At 66.5% G+C, this 16,335-nt stretch carries 14 protein-coding genes; 5 read left to right on the top strand and 9 right to left on the bottom strand.

Annotation, left to right across the window (positions count from 1 at the left end; translation table 11 throughout):
* Window positions 1–11 precede the first annotated feature (11 nt).
* Window positions 12–902 carry a LysR substrate-binding domain-containing protein gene (locus D9X30_RS00655; protein WP_153947315.1) on the bottom strand — a complete coding sequence of 297 codons (891 nt, stop codon included), beginning with the start codon at window positions 900–902 and terminating at the stop codon, window positions 12–14.
* Window positions 903–912: 10 nt separating this feature from the next.
* Window positions 913–2,331 (bottom strand): FAD-binding oxidoreductase, encoded by a 1,419-nt coding sequence (locus D9X30_RS00650; protein WP_153947316.1) that lies wholly within the window; start codon window positions 2,329–2,331, stop codon window positions 913–915.
* Window positions 2,332–2,524: 193 nt separating this feature from the next.
* On the opposite strand from D9X30_RS00650, the gene D9X30_RS00645 reads away from it, so the two are divergent.
* The 4 genes from D9X30_RS00645 (at window position 2,525) to D9X30_RS00630 (ending at window position 8,477) form a co-directional block, all read left to right on the top strand.
* Window positions 2,525–3,079, top strand: coding sequence for a cob(I)yrinic acid a,c-diamide adenosyltransferase (locus tag D9X30_RS00645; RefSeq protein WP_153947317.1), 555 nt, complete (start codon window positions 2,525–2,527; stop codon window positions 3,077–3,079).
* Window positions 3,080–3,248: 169 nt separating this feature from the next.
* Window positions 3,249–5,195, top strand: coding sequence for a molecular chaperone DnaK (gene dnaK, locus D9X30_RS00640; protein WP_153947318.1), 1,947 nt, complete (start codon window positions 3,249–3,251; stop codon window positions 5,193–5,195).
* Between the two features lie 174 nt (window positions 5,196–5,369).
* A complete protein-coding gene (gene dnaJ, locus D9X30_RS00635; protein WP_153947319.1) occupies window positions 5,370–6,512 on the top strand; it encodes a molecular chaperone DnaJ in 1,143 nt (380 codons plus the stop codon).
* Between the two features lie 114 nt (window positions 6,513–6,626).
* Entirely contained in the window at window positions 6,627–8,477 is a 1,851-nt protein-coding gene (locus tag D9X30_RS00630; RefSeq protein WP_228770864.1) for a chorismate-binding protein, read from the top strand.
* A gap of 161 nt (window positions 8,478–8,638) precedes the next feature.
* On the opposite strand, the gene panB is transcribed toward D9X30_RS00630, so the two are convergent.
* From panB to D9X30_RS00595, 7 genes are all read right to left on the bottom strand, one after another.
* Window positions 8,639–9,460: a 3-methyl-2-oxobutanoate hydroxymethyltransferase gene (panB, locus tag D9X30_RS00625; RefSeq protein ID WP_153947321.1), complete on the bottom strand. Its 822-nt coding sequence runs from the start codon at window positions 9,458–9,460 to the stop codon at window positions 8,639–8,641.
* A 122-nt stretch (window positions 9,461–9,582) separates the two neighbouring features.
* A complete protein-coding gene (locus D9X30_RS00620; protein WP_153947322.1) occupies window positions 9,583–10,224 on the bottom strand; it encodes a deoxynucleoside kinase in 642 nt (213 codons plus the stop codon).
* A 20-nt stretch (window positions 10,225–10,244) separates the two neighbouring features.
* Complete coding sequence (gene folK / locus D9X30_RS00615; protein ID WP_153947323.1) at window positions 10,245–10,763, bottom strand: 2-amino-4-hydroxy-6-hydroxymethyldihydropteridine diphosphokinase; 519 nt, start codon at window positions 10,761–10,763, stop codon at window positions 10,245–10,247.
* A gap of 1 nt (window position 10,764) precedes the next feature.
* On the bottom strand, window positions 10,765–12,384 hold the full coding sequence (pcnB, locus tag D9X30_RS00610) for a polynucleotide adenylyltransferase PcnB (protein ID WP_249640846.1): 1,620 nt from the start codon (window positions 12,382–12,384) through the stop codon (window positions 10,765–10,767).
* Between the two features lies 1 nt (window position 12,385).
* Window positions 12,386–13,060: a histidinol-phosphatase gene (locus D9X30_RS00605; protein WP_153947324.1), complete on the bottom strand. Its 675-nt coding sequence runs from the start codon at window positions 13,058–13,060 to the stop codon at window positions 12,386–12,388.
* Window positions 13,061–13,165: 105 nt separating this feature from the next.
* Complete coding sequence (hda, locus tag D9X30_RS00600) at window positions 13,166–13,879, bottom strand: DnaA regulatory inactivator Hda (protein WP_153947325.1); 714 nt, start codon at window positions 13,877–13,879, stop codon at window positions 13,166–13,168.
* Between the two features lie 51 nt (window positions 13,880–13,930).
* Window positions 13,931–15,001: an AI-2E family transporter gene (locus D9X30_RS00595; RefSeq protein WP_153947326.1), complete on the bottom strand. Its 1,071-nt coding sequence runs from the start codon at window positions 14,999–15,001 to the stop codon at window positions 13,931–13,933.
* Between the two features lie 205 nt (window positions 15,002–15,206).
* On the opposite strand from D9X30_RS00595, the gene purM reads away from it, so the two are divergent.
* On the top strand, window positions 15,207–16,259 hold the full coding sequence (purM, locus tag D9X30_RS00590; RefSeq protein ID WP_153947327.1) for a phosphoribosylformylglycinamidine cyclo-ligase: 1,053 nt from the start codon (window positions 15,207–15,209) through the stop codon (window positions 16,257–16,259).
* Window positions 16,260–16,335: the final 76 nt, after the last annotated feature.

The following is a 16,335-nucleotide window of genomic DNA, read 5'->3' as shown; positions in this document are numbered from 1 at the left end:
TGGCTGGGGCGCTACCAGTCCAGCCCGAGCAGCCAGTCGATAAAGTAGCGCGCCTCGGGCATCAGCGGCGCCTGCTCGCGCTCGACGATGTAATAGCCGTGCGGCGAGATCGATTCCACATCGAGCAGCTTCACCATCTGGCCGGCCGCCAGCCACTGGCGCGCCATGCGCTGGCGCACCAGGCCCACGCCCTGGTTCGACACGATGGCCTCCAGCATCAGGCCGATGTCGTTGAACTGGGCACCGGTCTGCGGCTCGGGCCAGTCCAGGCCCGCCGTCTCGAACCACGGGCGCCACGGTTCCAGCGGGCTGCGCAGCAGCGTCAGGTTGTGCAGGTCCTCGGGCCTGGTGATGGCAAAGCCGTTCACGCGCTCGTAGTATTCGCGGCCGCACGCCGGGAACACCGGCTCCACCAGCAGCTTGGTGGTCTTCAGGTCCGGATAGCGGCCCGTGCCGTAGCGGATCTCGATGTCGGTATCCTCGGCCTTCACATCAAGGAACGGCACGGCCAGGTGCAGTTCCAGGTCGATATGCGGATACAGCGCGCTGAACTCGGGCAGGCGCGGCACCAGGTGCTGGCGCCCGAAGGTGGGCGGAATGGCCACGCGCAGGCGCGTGCGCAGCTTGTTGTACTCGGGGCGCGCCAGTTCGTTGAGCGATTTCAGCGCATCCTGCACGTTGCGCTGGTAGCGCGTGCCGGCCGCCGTGAGCCGCAGCGCGGCGTTCGAGCGCACGAACAGGTCCTCGCCCCAGAGCTCCTCCAGGTTCTTGATGCGATGCGAGACCGCGCTGGGCGTGACCGACAGTTCCTCGGCCGCGCGGGCAAAGCTGCCCAGGCGCGCCGCCGACTCGAAGGCGATCAGCAGGTGCAGCGGCGGAACACGTTGGAAGACCGATGCCATGGCCGCGGGCTCAGCGCGACGCGCTGAAGATCTTGCCCGGGTTCAGGATGTGGTTCGGGTCCAGCGCGTCCTTGATGGCGCGCATCAGGTCCAGCGCGTCCTCGCCGTGCTCCTGCACCAGAAAGCCGATCTTGTGCAGGCCCACGCCATGCTCGCCGGTGCAGGTGCCGCCCATCGACAGCGCGCGCTCGACGATCCGGCGGTTGATGGCCTCGGCCTCGGCCATTTCCTCGGGCTTGCCGGTATCGACCAGGATCGCCACGTGGAAATTGCCGTCGCCGACGTGGCCCACGATCGGGCAGGGCAGCGACGATGCGTTCAGGTCGCGCTCGGTTTCGGTCACGCAATCGGCCAGGCGCGAAATCGGCACGCAGACGTCGGTGGTCACCGCGCGGCAGCCGGGCTTGAGCTGCAGCATCGCAAAGTAGGCCGTGTGGCGGGCATTCCAGAGCCGCGTGCGGTCTTCGGGCCGGGTCGCCCACTCGAAGCCCTGGCCGCCATGCTCGGCCACGATCTCCTGCACGGTCTCGGCCTGCTCGCGCACGCCGGCCTCGGTGCCGTGGAATTCGAAGAACAGGTGCGGGGTCTCGGGCAGCGTCAGGTTGTCGTGGCGGTTGATGGCGCGGATGGCCAGCGCATCGACAAATTCCACGCGCGCCACCGGCACGCCCAGCTGGATGGTCTGGATGGTGGCACGCACCGCGTCGCCCATGCTCGGGAACGCGCATACGGCGGCCGAAATGGCCTCGGGCTGCGGATACAGGCGCACCGTGACCTCGGTGATGATGCCCAGCGTGCCTTCGCTGCCGATGAACAGGCGGGTCAGGTCGTAGCCGGCCGACGACTTGCGCGCGTGGGTGCCGGTGCGGATCACGCGGCCATCGGCCATGACCACGGTCAAGGCCAGCACGTTTTCGCGCATGGTGCCGTAGCGCACGGCGTTGGTGCCCGACGCGCGTGTGGCGCACATGCCGCCCAGCGACGCGTCCGCGCCCGGGTCGATCGGGAAGAACAGGCCCGTGTCCTTGATGTCCTGGTTCAGCTGCTTGCGCGTGACGCCCGGCTGCACGGTGACGGTCAGGTCTTCGGGATGGACGGCCAGCACGCGGTTCATTTGCGACAGGTCAAGGCTGACCCCGCCGGCGACCGCCAGCAGGTGGCCTTCGAGCGACGAACCGGCGCCGTAGGGAATCAGCGGCACGCCATGGGTGTTGCACAGCCTGGCCACCTCGGCCACTTCCTCGGTGCTGTGGGCAAATACCACGGCATCGGGCAGGGCGGGCGGAAACGGCGATTCGTCGCGGCCATGGTGCTCGCGCACGCCGTTCGAGGTGGAAAAGCGGTCGCCAAAACGGGAGGTCAGGGCATCGGCCAGCGCGGACGGGAACGGGCGGCGCGCCAGGGCGGCGGCGGGTGTGGGGTGGTTCATGCGGGTCTCCGGGCGGGCCGTATGGCTCTGTATGCAATGGAATGCCGCTATTCTACGACTCGCCTACGCCGCGTGCGCCACCTGATGGGCGGGCAATGGCCGCCATCCGGCCGATAAACGGCCATCCCGGACCGGAAGCAGGCCATAATTGCGCCACTTCGAAGCACCAACCCCACAAAACGAGGAGACCGGCATGGGCAACCGCCTGTCCAAGATTGCCACGCGCACCGGCGATGCCGGCACCACCGGCCTCGGTGACGGCAGCCGCGTGGGCAAGAACAGCCTGCGCATTGCCGCCATCGGCGACGTCGACGAGCTGAATTCCCAGATCGGCCTGCTGCTGACCCAGCCCGACCTGCCGGCCGACGTGCGCGATGCGCTGCTTCATATCCAGCACGACCTGTTCGACCTGGGTGGCGAACTGTCGATTCCCGGATACACCCTGCTAAAGGAACCCCAGGTGGCGCAACTCGATACCTGGCTGGAGCACTACAACGCCAGCCTGCCCCGCCTGGCGGAATTCATCCTCCCCGGGGGTAGCCGCACCGCCGCCCACGCCCATGTCTGCCGTACCGTGTGCCGGCGCGCCGAGCGTTCCCTGGTGGAACTGGGCGCCGCCGAATCGCTCAACGACGCGCCGCGCCAGTACCTGAACCGGCTCTCGGACCTGCTTTTCGTACTGGCTCGCGTGCTGAATCGCGTGGACGGCGGCACCGACGTGTTGTGGCAGCGCGGGCGGCCATCCTGATTGTGACGAATAACTAACTTTCAACTGGCTGGCGGGTCTGGCCGGATAAACCGAGAAAATTACTCGGATTTGCAGATTACACCCTTGAAATGGCCCGGGACGGCCACATTTCGCTCTCAGTCGAGATTGCAGTCCCTGACTGAGAGACAGGGCAATAGGAGAGAACACTATGGGTAAGATCATCGGTATCGACCTGGGTACCACCAACAGCTGCGTGTCGGTCCTGGAAGGCAACACGCCAAAAGTCATCGAGAACTCGGAAGGCGCGCGCACCACGCCGTCGATCATCGCCTACATGGAAGATGGCGAGATCCTGGTGGGCGCCCCGGCCAAGCGTCAGGCCGTGACCAACCCGCGCAACACGCTGTATGCCGTGAAGCGCCTGATCGGCCGCAAGTTCGAAGAGAAGGAAGTCCAGAAGGACATCGGCCTGATGCCGTACTCGATCGTCAAGGCCGACAACGGCGACGCGTGGGTTAGCGTGCGCGACCAGAAGCTGGCCCCGCCGCAGGTGTCGGCCGAAGTGCTGCGCAAGATGAAGAAGACCGCCGAGGACTACCTGGGCGAGCCCGTGACCGAGGCCGTGATCACGGTGCCGGCGTACTTCAACGACTCGCAGCGCCAGGCCACCAAGGACGCCGGCCGCATCGCGGGCCTGGAAGTCAAGCGCATCATCAACGAACCGACCGCCGCGGCGCTCGCGTTCGGCATGGACAAGAACGAGAAGGGCGACCGCAAGATTGCGGTGTATGACCTGGGTGGCGGCACGTTCGACATCTCGATCATCGAAATCGCCGACGTCGATGGCGAGAAGCAGTTCGAAGTGCTGTCGACCAATGGCGACACGTTCCTGGGCGGCGAAGACTTCGACCAGCGCATCATCGACTACATCATCGGCGAGTTCAAGAAGGAACAGGGCGTCGATCTGTCCAAGGACGTGCTGGCCCTGCAGCGCCTGAAGGAAGCCGCCGAAAAGGCCAAGATCGAACTGTCCAGCTCGCAACAGACCGAGATCAACCTGCCGTACATCACGGCCGACGCCTCGGGTCCGAAGCACTTGAACCTGAAGATCACGCGCGCCAAGCTCGAAGCCCTGGTGGAAGACCTGATCGCCCGCACGATCGAACCGTGCCGTACCGCGATCAAGGACGCCGGCGTCAAGGTCAGCGACATCGACGACGTGATCCTGGTGGGCGGCATGACCCGCATGCCCAAGGTGCAGGAGCAGGTGCGCGAGTTCTTCGGCAAGGAAGCCCGCAAGGACGTGAACCCGGACGAAGCCGTGGCCGTGGGTGCCGCCATCCAGGGTTCGGTGCTGTCGGGTGACCGTACCGACGTGCTGCTGCTGGACGTGACGCCGCTGTCGCTGGGCATCGAGACGCTGGGTGGCGTGATGACCAAGATGATCTCGAAGAACACGACCATCCCGACCAAGCACGCCCAGGTGTTCTCGACCGCTGACGACAACCAGCCGGCCGTGACGATCAAGGTGTTCCAGGGCGAGCGCGAGATGGCCAGCGGCAACAAGCTGCTGGGCGAGTTCAACCTGGAAGGCATTCCGCCGTCGCCGCGCGGCATGCCGCAGATCGAGGTCTCGTTCGACATCGACGCCAACGGCATTCTGCATGTGGGCGCCAAGGACAAGGCCACCGGCAAGGAAAACCGCATCACGATCAAGGCGAACTCGGGTCTGTCGGAAGACGAGATCCAGCGCATGGTGAAGGACGCCGAGGCCAACGCCGAGGAAGACAAGAAGGCCCGCGAGCTGGCCGATGCCCGCAACCAGGCCGATGCGCTGATCCACTCGACCCGCAAGGCCCTGACCGAGCATGGCGACAAGCTCGAGGCCGGCGAGAAGGAAAAGATCGAAGCCGCGATCAAGGAACTGGAAGACGCCGCACGCGGCGGCGACAAGACCGAGATCGATGCCAAGGTCAATGCGCTGTCCGAAGTCAGCCAGAAGCTGGGCGAGAAGGTCTACGCCGACATGCAGGCCAAGGCCGGTGAAGCCGGCGCGGCCGGTGCAGGCGCGGCCGGTGGCGGCCAGCAGCAGGCCCAGCCCCAGGACGATAACGTCGTGGACGCCGAGTTCAAGGAAGTGAACGACAAGAAGTAAGCGGGAAGGGGGCGGCGGCGCGGGTGATGCCGGCGCCGCTGCCCGTTCCCGACGCCGGGCGACGGTGGTCTGACTCACGGTGCAAACCACGGTCGGACACCGCGCTCGGCTTTTTTGCTTATCGCCCGCCGGGTGTTTTCATGACCCGCCGGGCCCATCAGGTATTGAGCCACCATGGCAAAACGTGACTACTACGAAGTGCTCGGGGTAGGCAAGAACGCGAGCGAAGACGAGATCAAGAAGGTTTATCGCAAGCTCGCGATGAAGTACCACCCGGACCGCAATCCGGACAACAAGGAAGCCGAGGAAAAATTCAAGGAGGCCAAGGAAGCCTACGAGATGCTTTCCGACCCCGAGAAGAAGGCTGCCTATGACCAGTACGGCCATGCGGGCGTGGACCCGAACATGGCCGGCGGCTTCGGCGCCGGCGGGTTTGGCGGCGGCGGCTTTGCCGAGGCGTTTGGCGACATCTTCGGCGACATCTTCGGCCAGGCGGCCGGCGGTGGCGGCCGGCGCGGCAACGGCCCGCAGGCCTACCGGGGCGCCGACCTGCGCTACAGCATGGAGATCTCGCTGGAGCAGGCCGCGCACGGCCACGAGGCGCAGATCCGCGTGCCGCACTGGGACGATTGCGATCACTGCCACGGCAAGGGCGCCGAGCCGGGGTCGTCGGTGGAAACCTGCCCGACCTGTAACGGCGTGGGCCAGGTACGTGTGTCGCAGGGCTTCTTCACGATGCAGCAGACCTGCCCGAAGTGCCACGGCAGCGGCAAGTTCATCCCCAAGCCATGCACCAAGTGCCACGGCCAGGGCAAGCTGAAGTCGCAGAAGACGCTCGAAGTGAAGATTCCGGCAGGGATCGACGAAGGCATGCGCATCCGCTCGTCGGGCAATGGCGAGCCGGGCATCAACGGCGGCCCTCCGGGCGATCTGTACGTCGAAGTGCATATCAAGCCGCACGAGGTATTCGAGCGTGACGGCGACGACCTGCACTGCCAGATGCCGATCTCGTTCGCCACGGCGGCGCTGGGCGGCGAGCTGGAGGTGCCGACGCTGGGCGGCAAGGCCAGTTTCCCGGTGCCCGAAGGCACGCAGGGCGGCAAGACGTTCCGGCTGCGCGGCAAGGGCATCAAGGGCGTGCGCTCGGGCTATCCCGGCGACCTCTACGTGCATGTGAACGTGGAAACGCCGGTCAAGCTGACTGACGCCCAGAAGGAACTGCTGCGCCAGTTCGACCGCTCGGTGCACGAGGGCGGTTCGCGCCACAGCCCGCAGGAGCAATCCTGGCTGGACAAGGTGAAGAGCTTCTTCAGCTAAGCCTTCGCGCCGCTGGAAACAGAAACCGGCTACGTGAGCAACGTGGCCGGTTTTTTTATGTATCGTTGGTGCTGGAACGGCCCGGTCCGTATCCCGACCACGTTCGCCAGATTGATGTCTCTCACCGATCCCTTCGTTCTGCTCGACGATGCCCACGCGCCGGGCGTCGCCGCATCGCGCCTGTACACCGGCTTCGTGCGCCAGGACATCGTGCCGGCCCGCACCGATGCCGCCGCGCTCGACGCACTGCTGGCACAAGGCTGGCGCGACGGCCTGCACGTTGCCCTGTTTGCGCCGTACGAATTTGGCGGCCATCTCGTCGGCGCTCCGGTCCATCTGGACGAACGGCTACCGTTCCACGATGGCGCCTTGCGCCTGCTGTGGTTCCGTACGCTGACGCTGCTCGATGCCGGACAGGTCAAGCAGTGGGTCGATGCCCAGGCCGGGCCCGGCCCGGCTGGCGTGCTCGACGTGGCTGGCAACCTGTCGCGCGAACAGTACACCGCCGCCATCGCGCGCATCCATGCGTACATCGAGGCGGGCGATACCTACCAGGTCAACTTCACGCAACGGCTCGGTTTCCAGGCCTTCGGCGATCCGGTGGCCTTCTACGCCGCGCTGCGCGATGCCCAGCCCGTGCCGTTCGGCGCGCTGGCGCGGTTGCCCGGCGATGGCTGGGTGCTGTCGTTGTCACCGGAATTGTTCGTGGCGCACGATGGCGGTGGCCATCTGGTGGCGCGCCCGATGAAAGGCACGGCCCCGCGCACCGGCGATGCCGACGTCGATGCACGATCGGCCAGGGTCCTGGCCGCCGATCCGAAAAATCGCGCCGAGAACGTGATGATCGTCGACCTGCTGCGCAACGACCTGGGTCGCCTGGCCGTGCCTGGCAGCGTGGCGGTGCCCAATCGGTTTGTGGTGGAGCCGTTCGGCCGCGTGCTGCAGATGACGTCCACAGTCACCGCCACGGCGCAGCCCGGCACGTCGTTCGGCAGCCTGATGCAGGCGCTGTTCCCGTGCGGGTCGATCACGGGCGCGCCCAAGCGCCGCACCATGCAGATCATCGCCGAACTGGAATCCTCGCCACGCGGCCTCTACACGGGGTCGATTGGCTGGCTCGACGCGCCGCGCGCCGGTGTCGTGCTGGGCGCTTTCGGCATGTCCGTGGCGATCCGTACGCTGGTGCTGGCCGCAGCCGACGAGGCCGGCCTGCGGCGCGGCGAGATGGGCGTGGGCGGCGGCATCGTCCATGACAGCGTGGCCGACGACGAGTTCGCCGAATGCGGCTGGAAGGCGCGCTTCCTGACGGCGCATGACCCGGGCTTCACGCTGTTCGAAACCATGCATGCGCACGACGGCGTCGTGCTGCATCGGGAACGGCATCTCGCGCGTATCGCCAAATCTTCAAAAACTTGTGGATTCGCATTCGACACACCGGCCGCCCGTGCTGCGTTGCAGGCCGAGGCCGCGCGGCTGGGCGACGGCGACTGGCGCTTGCGGATGAGCGTCGACAAGCGCGGCGCCATCGCCTTTGCCAGCGGACCGCTCGTGCCCCTGCCGGCGGCGACGGTCGATCTCGAAATGGCGGAAATGCGATTACCTGTGGCCGATCCGCTGCGCCGCCACAAGCTCAGCGCGCGTCATACGTTCGATCAGGGCTGGCAGGCCGCGGAACGTGCCGGGGCATTCGACTGCCTGTTCTTCAACACGCGCGACGAACTGCTGGAAGGTGGCCGCAGCTCGGTGTTCGTCAAGGTCGATGGGCAGTGGCTGACGCCGCCGCTGTCTGCCGACATCCTGCCCGGCGTGATGCGCGCGGTGGTGCTGGAGGCGGGCGATGCGCTGATCGACGGCCCGGTGGCCGAGACGACGGTGACGCGAGAGGCGGTGCTGCGAGCCGAGGCGATCGTCATCGCCAATGCGCTGCGAGGGACGATGCGGGCGCGGTTGCGTGACAGGACTTGAGGGTTTACTCCCCTCTCCCATTTATGGGAGAGGGGCGGGGGAGAGGGCGAGCGGTTGTGGTACCAGGCAAGTCGCTCGTGGCCGAGGCGCTTTGCCCTCTCCCCCAACCCCTCTCCCGCAGGCGGGAGAGGGGAGCCGAACGATCCGGCGAGTGCGGCCAATCAAGCCGAAAACGTATGTTCCACCGCCGGGAAGCTGCCGTCTTTCACGGCGGCCACGTAGGCGCGCACGGCGCCTTCGATCGAGGTCTGGCCGTCCATGAAGTTGCGGACGAACTTGGCCTTGCGGCCGGGGTAGATGTTCAGCATGTCCTGCAGCACCAGCACCTGGCCCGAGCAGTCAACGCCGGCGCCGATGCCGATGGTCGGCACCTTCAGCATCGCCGTGACCTCGCCAGCCAGCTTGGCGGGCACGGCTTCCATCAGGATCACCTGCGCGCCGGCCTGCTCCAGCGCCTGGGCCTCGCGCTTCAGTTGCGCGGCGCCGGCCTCGGTCTTGCCCTGTACCTTGAAGCCGCCGAATGCGTGGACCGATTGCGGCGTCAGGCCGATATGGGCGCACACCGGGATGCTGCGCTCGACCAGGAATTTCACGATGGGCGCCAGCCATTCGCCGCCTTCGAGCTTCACCATCTGCGCGCCGGCGCGCATCAGCGTGGCCGCGCTTTCGAAGGCCTTTTCGGGCGTGGGATAGGTGCCGAACGGCAGGTCCGTCACCAGCAGCGCGGTCTGGTTGCCGCGTGCCACGCATTCGGTGTGATACGCCATGTGTTCCAGCGTGACGGGCAGCGTGGTCTGCTGGCCCTGTATCACATTGCCCAGCGAATCGCCGACCAGGATCATCTCGACGCCGCAGTAGTCGAGCAGTGCGGCGAAGCTGGAATCGTAGGCGGTCAGCATGGCGATCTTGTCGCCGGCGTCACGCATGGCCTGCAACCTGGGCGCGGTGACGGTCTTGCGGGAAGGGTCGAGGAGGTAACTCATGGCAGTGCCCGTAGGAGTGGCGGCCGTGTGTCGCACGAACAAGCTTCGGCGGCGGCCGTTGTCGTTATCGTGTTGTGCTGCCGGGGGCCTTAGGCGCGTCTTTGCAGCGGCTTTGGAGCAGATCAGCGGGCAGCGAGATTCAGGAAGGCCCTGCGGCCCCGCATGTTCTCGATGCGCGACAGTAGTGTACGGAAATCGTCGTCGTTGTCTACCGGATTGAAGTGGGCGGTATCGACGATCAGCACCGGGGCGTCGTCGTAGCGATGGAACAGTTCGCCGTAGGCGTCGTGCAGCCGTTGCAGGTACGTCTCGTCGATGGCGGTTTCGCCAGGCAGGCCCCGTCGCAGAATGCGTTCGCGCAGCAGCGACGGCGTAGCCTGCAGCAGGATGACCAGGTCCACGCGCTGCGCGGGCACCTGCAGCCGTGCCGCCAGTGCATCGTAAAGCGCCAGTTCGTCGGCCTCCAGCGTCAGCGCGGCATAGAGACGGTCGCGCGCGTACAGGAAGTTCGTCATCATGCGCTGGCCGGCAAGCAACGCCGCCTGCCATTGCTGCAACTGGGTGGCGCGCTGGTTCAGGCAGGCCAGCTGCATCGGCAGCGCGTAACGCTGCGGCTCGCGATAGAAGCGTTCGAGGAAGGGATTCTGGCGGGCGCCGTCGGCGAGTTCGCCGGCCCGCAGGTACTGCGCCAGCCGCTGGGCCAGCGCGGACTTGCCCGATCCGACCGGGCCTTCGACGACGATGCGGCGCAGATGGTCGAGCATGCGTCAGGTGCGCGGTGCGCTCAGGACGGGGTGTTGCCTTCCTGCAGGCGCGTGCACTTGCAAGTGGAAAGCTTTTCGATGCGCTGGTCCTGCACGCCAGGCAGGAAGTCCGCTGCCCGGCCGCGGCCGGGAATCTCCAGCGCGGCGTCCAGCTCGATCAGCGGAACCAGCACGAACGCACGTTCCGTGATGCGCGGATGCGGCACGGTCAGCGCCTCGGTGTTGATCGCATCGGCGCCGAACAGCAGCAGGTCCAGGTCCAGCGTGCGCGGCGCGTTGCGGAACGGCCGCTCGCGGCCGAACTGGTCTTCGATGTGGTGGCAGATGCGCAGCAGTTGCGACGCCGTGAAGGTCGTCTCGACCTTGACCACGGCGTTGAAGTAGTCGTCGCCGGAGGCGTCGACCGGGGCCGTGCGGTAGAACGACGACCGCGCAACGACCGTGATCCCGACCTGCTGGGCCAGGCACACGATGGCGTCTTTCAACGCCTGGCGCGCATCTCCAAGATTGGCGCCGATGCCGATGAAGGCAAGCGTCATGTTATTCCTCCGGCTGGGCGCGGCGCGGTCCCGGCTCGGGCTGACCTCCATCGGCCCCGTCAGTCGATTGCGCCTCGCTGCGGGAAGACACTTTATCCGATTTCCGCGGACCGCGTCGGCGGCGCCGTTTGCGTGCCGGCGCGTCGCCATCGTGGCCGGTGCCGTCCTCGGCGCCTTCCGCGCCACCGTCGTGGCCGGCGTCCTGGCCGCCGTCGTGGCTCTCACCCGAACCGCCCCTGGAACCCTTGCCGGACTTGCCGCGCGCGGGCCGGGCCGCCTCGATCAGCGCCTCGCGCTCGTCGGGGTGGGCGTTCTGGAAGTCGGTCCACCACTGGCCCACCTCGGCCGGCTGCTCGCCGGCTTCGCAACGCAGTTGCAGGAAGTCGTAACCGGCGCGGAAGCGCGGCGATTCCAGCAGGCGGTACGGCATGCGGCCCACGCGCTTTTCAAAGCGCGGCTGCATGCCCCAGATGTCGCGCATGTCGGTGACAAAGCGGCGCTGGATGGCCAGCTGGCCGGTCTGCTTTTCCAGCACCATGTCCATGGCCGTATTCAGCGCGGCGATCGGATGCTCGCCTTCGTCGCGCAGCCTGGTCCAACGCTGCAGCACGTGGTGCCACAGCAGCGACGCGAACAGGAAGCCCGGCGACACCGGCTTGCCGGCCTGCACGCGGCGGTCGGTGTTGTCGAGCGCCAGCTGCACGAAACGCTGGCCCATCGGCTGTTCGATGGCCACGTCCAGCAGCGGCAGCAGGCCCTTGTGCAGGCCGGCCTTGCGCAGTTCCTGCAGCGATGCCCAGGCGTGGCCCGACATCAGCAGCTTGAGCATTTCGTCGAACAGGCGCGCGCTGGGCACGTTGTGGATCAGCGGAGCCAGTTCGGCGATGGGCGCACGGGTTTCCTCGTCGATGCCGAAGCCGGTCTTGGCGGCAAAGCGCACCACGCGCAGCATGCGGACGGGGTCCTCGCGGTAGCGCGTGACCGGGTCGCCGATCATGCGCAGCGTGCGGGCGTGCATGTCTTCCATGCCGTGATGGTAGTCATGCACGGTCTGCGCGGCCGGATCGTAGTACATCGCGTTGATGGTGAAGTCGCGGCGTTCGGCGTCTTCGGCCTGCGATCCCCACACGTTGTCGCGCAGCACGCGGCCGCTGGCGTCGATCGCGTGCGTCTTGCTGTCGAGCTCGGCCCGCTTCAGGCGGCGCCCTTCGGGCAGCGTCTCGCTGGCCACGGCGTCCACCAGCGCGCGGAATGTCGAGACCTCGATGATCTCCTGCTCGCGGCCGCCGTAGAACGTCACGTGCACGATCTGGAAGCGGCGGCCAATGATGCGGGAACGGCGGAACAGCGCCTGCACCTGGTCCGGCGTGGCGTTGGTGGCCACGTCGAAATCCTTCGGCTTGATGCCGAGCAGCAGGTCGCGCACGGCGCCGCCCACGATAAAGGCCTGGTATCCGGCCTGTTGCAGCGTGGACGTGACCTTGACCGCGTTGCGCGAGATCAGCGCCGGGTCGATCCTGTGTTCTTCCACGCCAACCACGCGCGGGGTATGGGCGCGGCCCGTGCGGCGCTGTTTCGGCCCCGGCTTGCCCAGCAGCCGGGTGATGAGCTTCTTGATCACGTCAGAACAGGTCCATGATGCGCCAGCCGGCGGCCGCGGCGTGGTTGCGCAGGCGGTCGTCGGGGTTGGCGGCGATCGGCTCGCTGACCTTTTCGAGCAGCGGCAGGTCGTTGGCCGAATCGCTATAGAACGTGGTGGTGCCGAAGTCGTCCCACTTGGCGCCCAGGCTCTTGAGCCAGCTTTCCACGCGGGTGATCTTGCCTTCGCGGAAGCTGGGCACGCCAGCCACTTCGCCGGTGAAGGCGCTCTCGGGCTTGCCGTCGATCGTTTCCGGATCGGTGGCGATCAGGTGCTTGATGCCGAAAGCCTGGGCGATCGGCGCCGTGACAAAGCTGTTGGTGGCCGTCACCACCGCGCACAGGTCGCCGGCTTCCAGGTGCTTGTACACCAGGGCCTTCGCCTGCGGCGTGATTACCGGCTCGATGACCTCGTGCATGAAGCGCACGCGCCATTGGTCCAGCCGGTCGCGCGGGTTGGCCGCCAGCGGGGCCAGCGCAAAACGCAGGAATTCCTGGATATTGAGCGTCCCAGCCTTGTATTGGCTGTAGAACTCGTCGTTCTTGCGACGATACGATTCCTCGTCGACGACGCCCATGCGGACCAGGAAGCGGCCCCATTCGTGGTCGCTATCGGTCGGGATCAGGGTGTGGTCGAGGTCAAACAGTGCCAGATTCATGGGGCGCGATTTTACATTAAGGTGTCCCGGGCGGTCGGCCGGGCCCGGGGGACGAGCGGGGCGGCGTCTCGCCGGCCCCGCGAAGCAAGCGTGGGGGTCCGGCGGCTACTCCCGGAATTCGGCGAACATTTCGCGCAGCAGCGGCAGCGTCACCGCGCGCTTGCGCTCCAGCGAATACATGTCCAGCGCGTCAAGCAGCGCCATCAGGCTGGGCATGTCGCGATAGTGGCGCGTCACGAGCCAGTGCGGGATTTCGGGCGAAAGCTGCAGCCCGCGCTCCTTGGCGGCCTGCACCAGCGCGGCCATCTTGTCCTCGTCGGACAGCGGCTGCAGCTGGTAGACCAGCCCCCAGCCCAGCCGGGTGCGCAGGTCTTCACGTACCGGCATGGCGCGCGGCGCCAGGCTGCCCGCCACCACGAGCGCGCAGCGCACATGGGCGCGCACCTCGTTATAAAGCGAAAAAACGGCGATCTGGCGCGCCTCGTCCAGCAGGTCGACGTTGTCGACGGTATAGATCTGGCACGCCGGGTCGAACATGAAGTCGGCCAGCGCGTGGTGCGGGCTCAGGTAGCGGCAGTTCAGGCCGGCGTGGAGCGCGGCGTCGCAGACGGCATGCAGCAGGTGGGTGCGGCCGGAGCCCATGTCGCCCCACAGGTAGAACAGGCGGTCGTTGGCCTGCTCGCGTGCCACCAGGCCGGGCAGGTCGCGAAGGCGCTGCACCGGCTCGCGATTGGCCGACACGAAGAAATTGTCGAACGTGGAAGGGGGCGGGCTGCCCAGTTCCAGCGACAGCTGCTTATGACTTTGACGCGGTGACATGACGAATCCGTTACTTGCGCGATGCGTGCCTGCAGTATGCCCAGTGCCGGCCTAGTGCCGATAGAGGTCGCTGGCCAGGTAAACGCGTCGCAGCTGACGCGCGCCGACCAGCAGCACCGCACAGGTTGGCAGTGCCAGCAGCACGCCAAAGAAGCCGAACAGCTGCCCGAACGCCAGCAGCGCGAAGATCACCACCAGCGGATGCAGGCCGATACGCTCGCCCACCAGCCGCGGTGTCAGGTAGAAGCTTTCCACGAATTGGCCGATGCCGTATACCACCGCCACCGCGCCCAGCCCGTACCAGTTGCCGAACTGCAGTAGCGCGGCCAGCACCGCCAGCGTCAGTCCGATGCCGAAACCGATATACGGGATGAACACGGCCAGCCCGGTGAAGATGCCCACCGGGATGCCCACATCGAAGCCTGCCACGGTCAGGCCGATCGAGTAGATCGCGGCCAGGATCACCATGACCAGGATCTGCCCGCGCAGGTACTGGGACAGCAGGGCGTCGGTCTCGGCCGATAGTTCATGCACCTTGGGCACCCAGCGGCGCGGCACCAGGCGCTCGATACGCCGCATGACCATGTGCCAGTCCATCAACAGGTAGAACATCAGGATCGGCACGATGAACAGCAGCCCGGCCAGCTCGATCAGCGCCGATCCCGACACGCGCACGTAGTCGAACAGCACCTGCATCAGGTCTTCGGGGCTGGCCGCGAAGCGGTTCTGCAGCATGCTGCGCAGGCCGGGGAAGTCGAAGCGCACGCGCACGCCCAGTTCTGCCAGCCGGGGCGCCAGCACGCTGTTGAGCTTCTGGAGCAGCATCGGCACCTGTTCGCGCAATTGCGGGATCTCGCGCTGGAGCACCGCGATCAGCAGCAGCACCAGCAGCACCAGAACCACGCCCAGCAGCCCGATCATCAGCGCCACGCCGATGAAACGGGGCACCCGGCGGCGTTGCAGCCAGTCCACCCCCGGATTGAGGATGTACGAAAAGATGAAGGCCACCAGAAACGGCGTCAGCACGGGCGCCAGCGCCAGAATCACGGCAAACAGGGCGGCCCCGACAACCATCCACAGCAGGATGCGCTTGGTGTCTTGGGAAAGCAGGGGAGCGGTCATCGGAGGGTCCAGCGCGTCATGGTTTGGCAGTGTGGCAGGTGGATTCGTCCGCGATCACTGGTCGCCAGGAGCCTGTATCCGTTAAAATCGCGATTTTACTGGACTCGCGTCCGTGCTCCGTGCCCGATTGGCCTCCCCGGCCCAGGGACTTAGCTAAAAGCGACGGATTCCGCACTTCATCCTCATCCAAGACAAGCAGGTTCTCATGAGCGCATCCCCGACCGCCGGCCAGGCAGGCCTTTCCTACCGCGATGCCGGTGTTGACATCGATGCCGGCGACGCCCTGATCGACCGGATCAAGCCGTTTGCCAAGCGCACCATGCGCGAAGGCGTGATGGCCGGTATCGGCGGATTCGGCGCCCTGTTCGAACTGTCGAAGAAGTACCAGGAGCCGGTGCTGGTGTCCGGCACCGACGGCGTCGGCACCAAGCTCAAGCTGGCGTTCCAGCTGAACCGCCACGACACCGTGGGCCAGGACCTGGTGGCCATGAGCGTCAACGACATCCTGGTGCAGGGTGCCGAGCCGCTGTTCTTCCTGGACTATTTCGCCTGCGGCAAGCTGGACGTGGACACCGCCGCCACCGTGATCCAGGGTATCGCCCATGGTTGCGAACTGTCGGGCTGCGCGCTGATCGGCGGCGAAACCGCCGAAATGCCGAGCATGTACCCGGACGGTGAATACGACCTGGCCGGCTTCGCGGTCGGTGCCGTGGAAAAGAAGAAGATCATCGACGGCACCACGATCCGCCCGGGCGACGTGGTGCTGGGCCTGGCCTCGTCGGGTGCACACTCGAACGGTTACTCGCTGGTGCGCAAGATCATCGAAGTGGCCAAGCCGGACCTGAATGCCGACTTCCACGGCCAGCGCCTGCAGGACGCCATCATGGCGCCGACGCGCATTTACGTGAAGCCGCTGCTGTCGCTGATCGACACGCTGCCGGTCAAGGGCATGGCCCATATCACCGGCGGCGGCCTGACCGAGAATGTGCCGCGCGTGCTGGCCGACAACCTGACCGCCGTGATCCAGCGCGATGCCTGGACGCTGCCGCCGCTGTTCCAGTGGTTGCAGGCGCAGGGCAACGTGGCCGACGCCGAAATGCACCGCGTGTTCAACTGCGGCATCGGCATGGTCGTGATCGTGGCCCGGGAAGACGCCGAACGCGCCATCCGCCACCTGCAGGCCGCCGGTGAAGCCGTGTGGCAGATCGGCGAGATCCAGGAACGCGCCGAAGGCCAGGCACAGACCGTGGTGGTCTGAGCGTAGCTTCGTAGTCGGTTTTCTCCCCTCTCCCGCCACGCGGGGGAGGGGCCGGGGGTGAGGGCAAAGCGGTTCT

This window comes from Cupriavidus sp. U2, from assembly GCF_009663685.2.
GTDB classification, from domain to species: Bacteria; Pseudomonadota; Gammaproteobacteria; order Burkholderiales; family Burkholderiaceae; genus Cupriavidus; species Cupriavidus necator_C.
Note: the sequence above shows the minus strand (reverse complement) of the source record. Positions and strands in the feature narration are given on the sequence as shown.

Excerpts from the sequence above, each read along its gene's own strand:
- D9X30_RS00630 (WP_228770864.1), top strand. The coding sequence starts at position 6,627 with ATGTCTCTCACCGATCCCTTCGTTCTGCTCGACGATGCCCACGCGCCG.
- D9X30_RS00645 (WP_153947317.1), top strand. The coding sequence starts at position 2,525 with ATGGGCAACCGCCTGTCCAAGATTGCCACGCGCACCGGCGATGCCGGC.
- panB (WP_153947321.1), bottom strand. The coding sequence starts at position 9,460 with ATGAGTTACCTCCTCGACCCTTCCCGCAAGACCGTCACCGCGCCCAGG.
- hda (WP_153947325.1), bottom strand. The coding sequence starts at position 13,879 with ATGTCACCGCGTCAAAGTCATAAGCAGCTGTCGCTGGAACTGGGCAGC.
- D9X30_RS00595 (WP_153947326.1), bottom strand. The coding sequence starts at position 15,001 with ATGACCGCTCCCCTGCTTTCCCAAGACACCAAGCGCATCCTGCTGTGG.
- folK (WP_153947323.1), bottom strand. The coding sequence starts at position 10,763 with ATGACGCTTGCCTTCATCGGCATCGGCGCCAATCTTGGAGATGCGCGC.
- D9X30_RS00650 (WP_153947316.1), bottom strand. The coding sequence starts at position 2,331 with ATGAACCACCCCACACCCGCCGCCGCCCTGGCGCGCCGCCCGTTCCCG.
- D9X30_RS00655 (WP_153947315.1), bottom strand. The coding sequence starts at position 902 with ATGGCATCGGTCTTCCAACGTGTTCCGCCGCTGCACCTGCTGATCGCC.
- D9X30_RS00605 (WP_153947324.1), bottom strand. The coding sequence starts at position 13,060 with ATGAATCTGGCACTGTTTGACCTCGACCACACCCTGATCCCGACCGAT.
- dnaJ (WP_153947319.1), top strand. The coding sequence starts at position 5,370 with ATGGCAAAACGTGACTACTACGAAGTGCTCGGGGTAGGCAAGAACGCG.
- purM (WP_153947327.1), top strand. The coding sequence starts at position 15,207 with ATGAGCGCATCCCCGACCGCCGGCCAGGCAGGCCTTTCCTACCGCGAT.
- D9X30_RS00620 (WP_153947322.1), bottom strand. The coding sequence starts at position 10,224 with ATGCTCGACCATCTGCGCCGCATCGTCGTCGAAGGCCCGGTCGGATCG.
- dnaK (WP_153947318.1), top strand. The coding sequence starts at position 3,249 with ATGGGTAAGATCATCGGTATCGACCTGGGTACCACCAACAGCTGCGTG.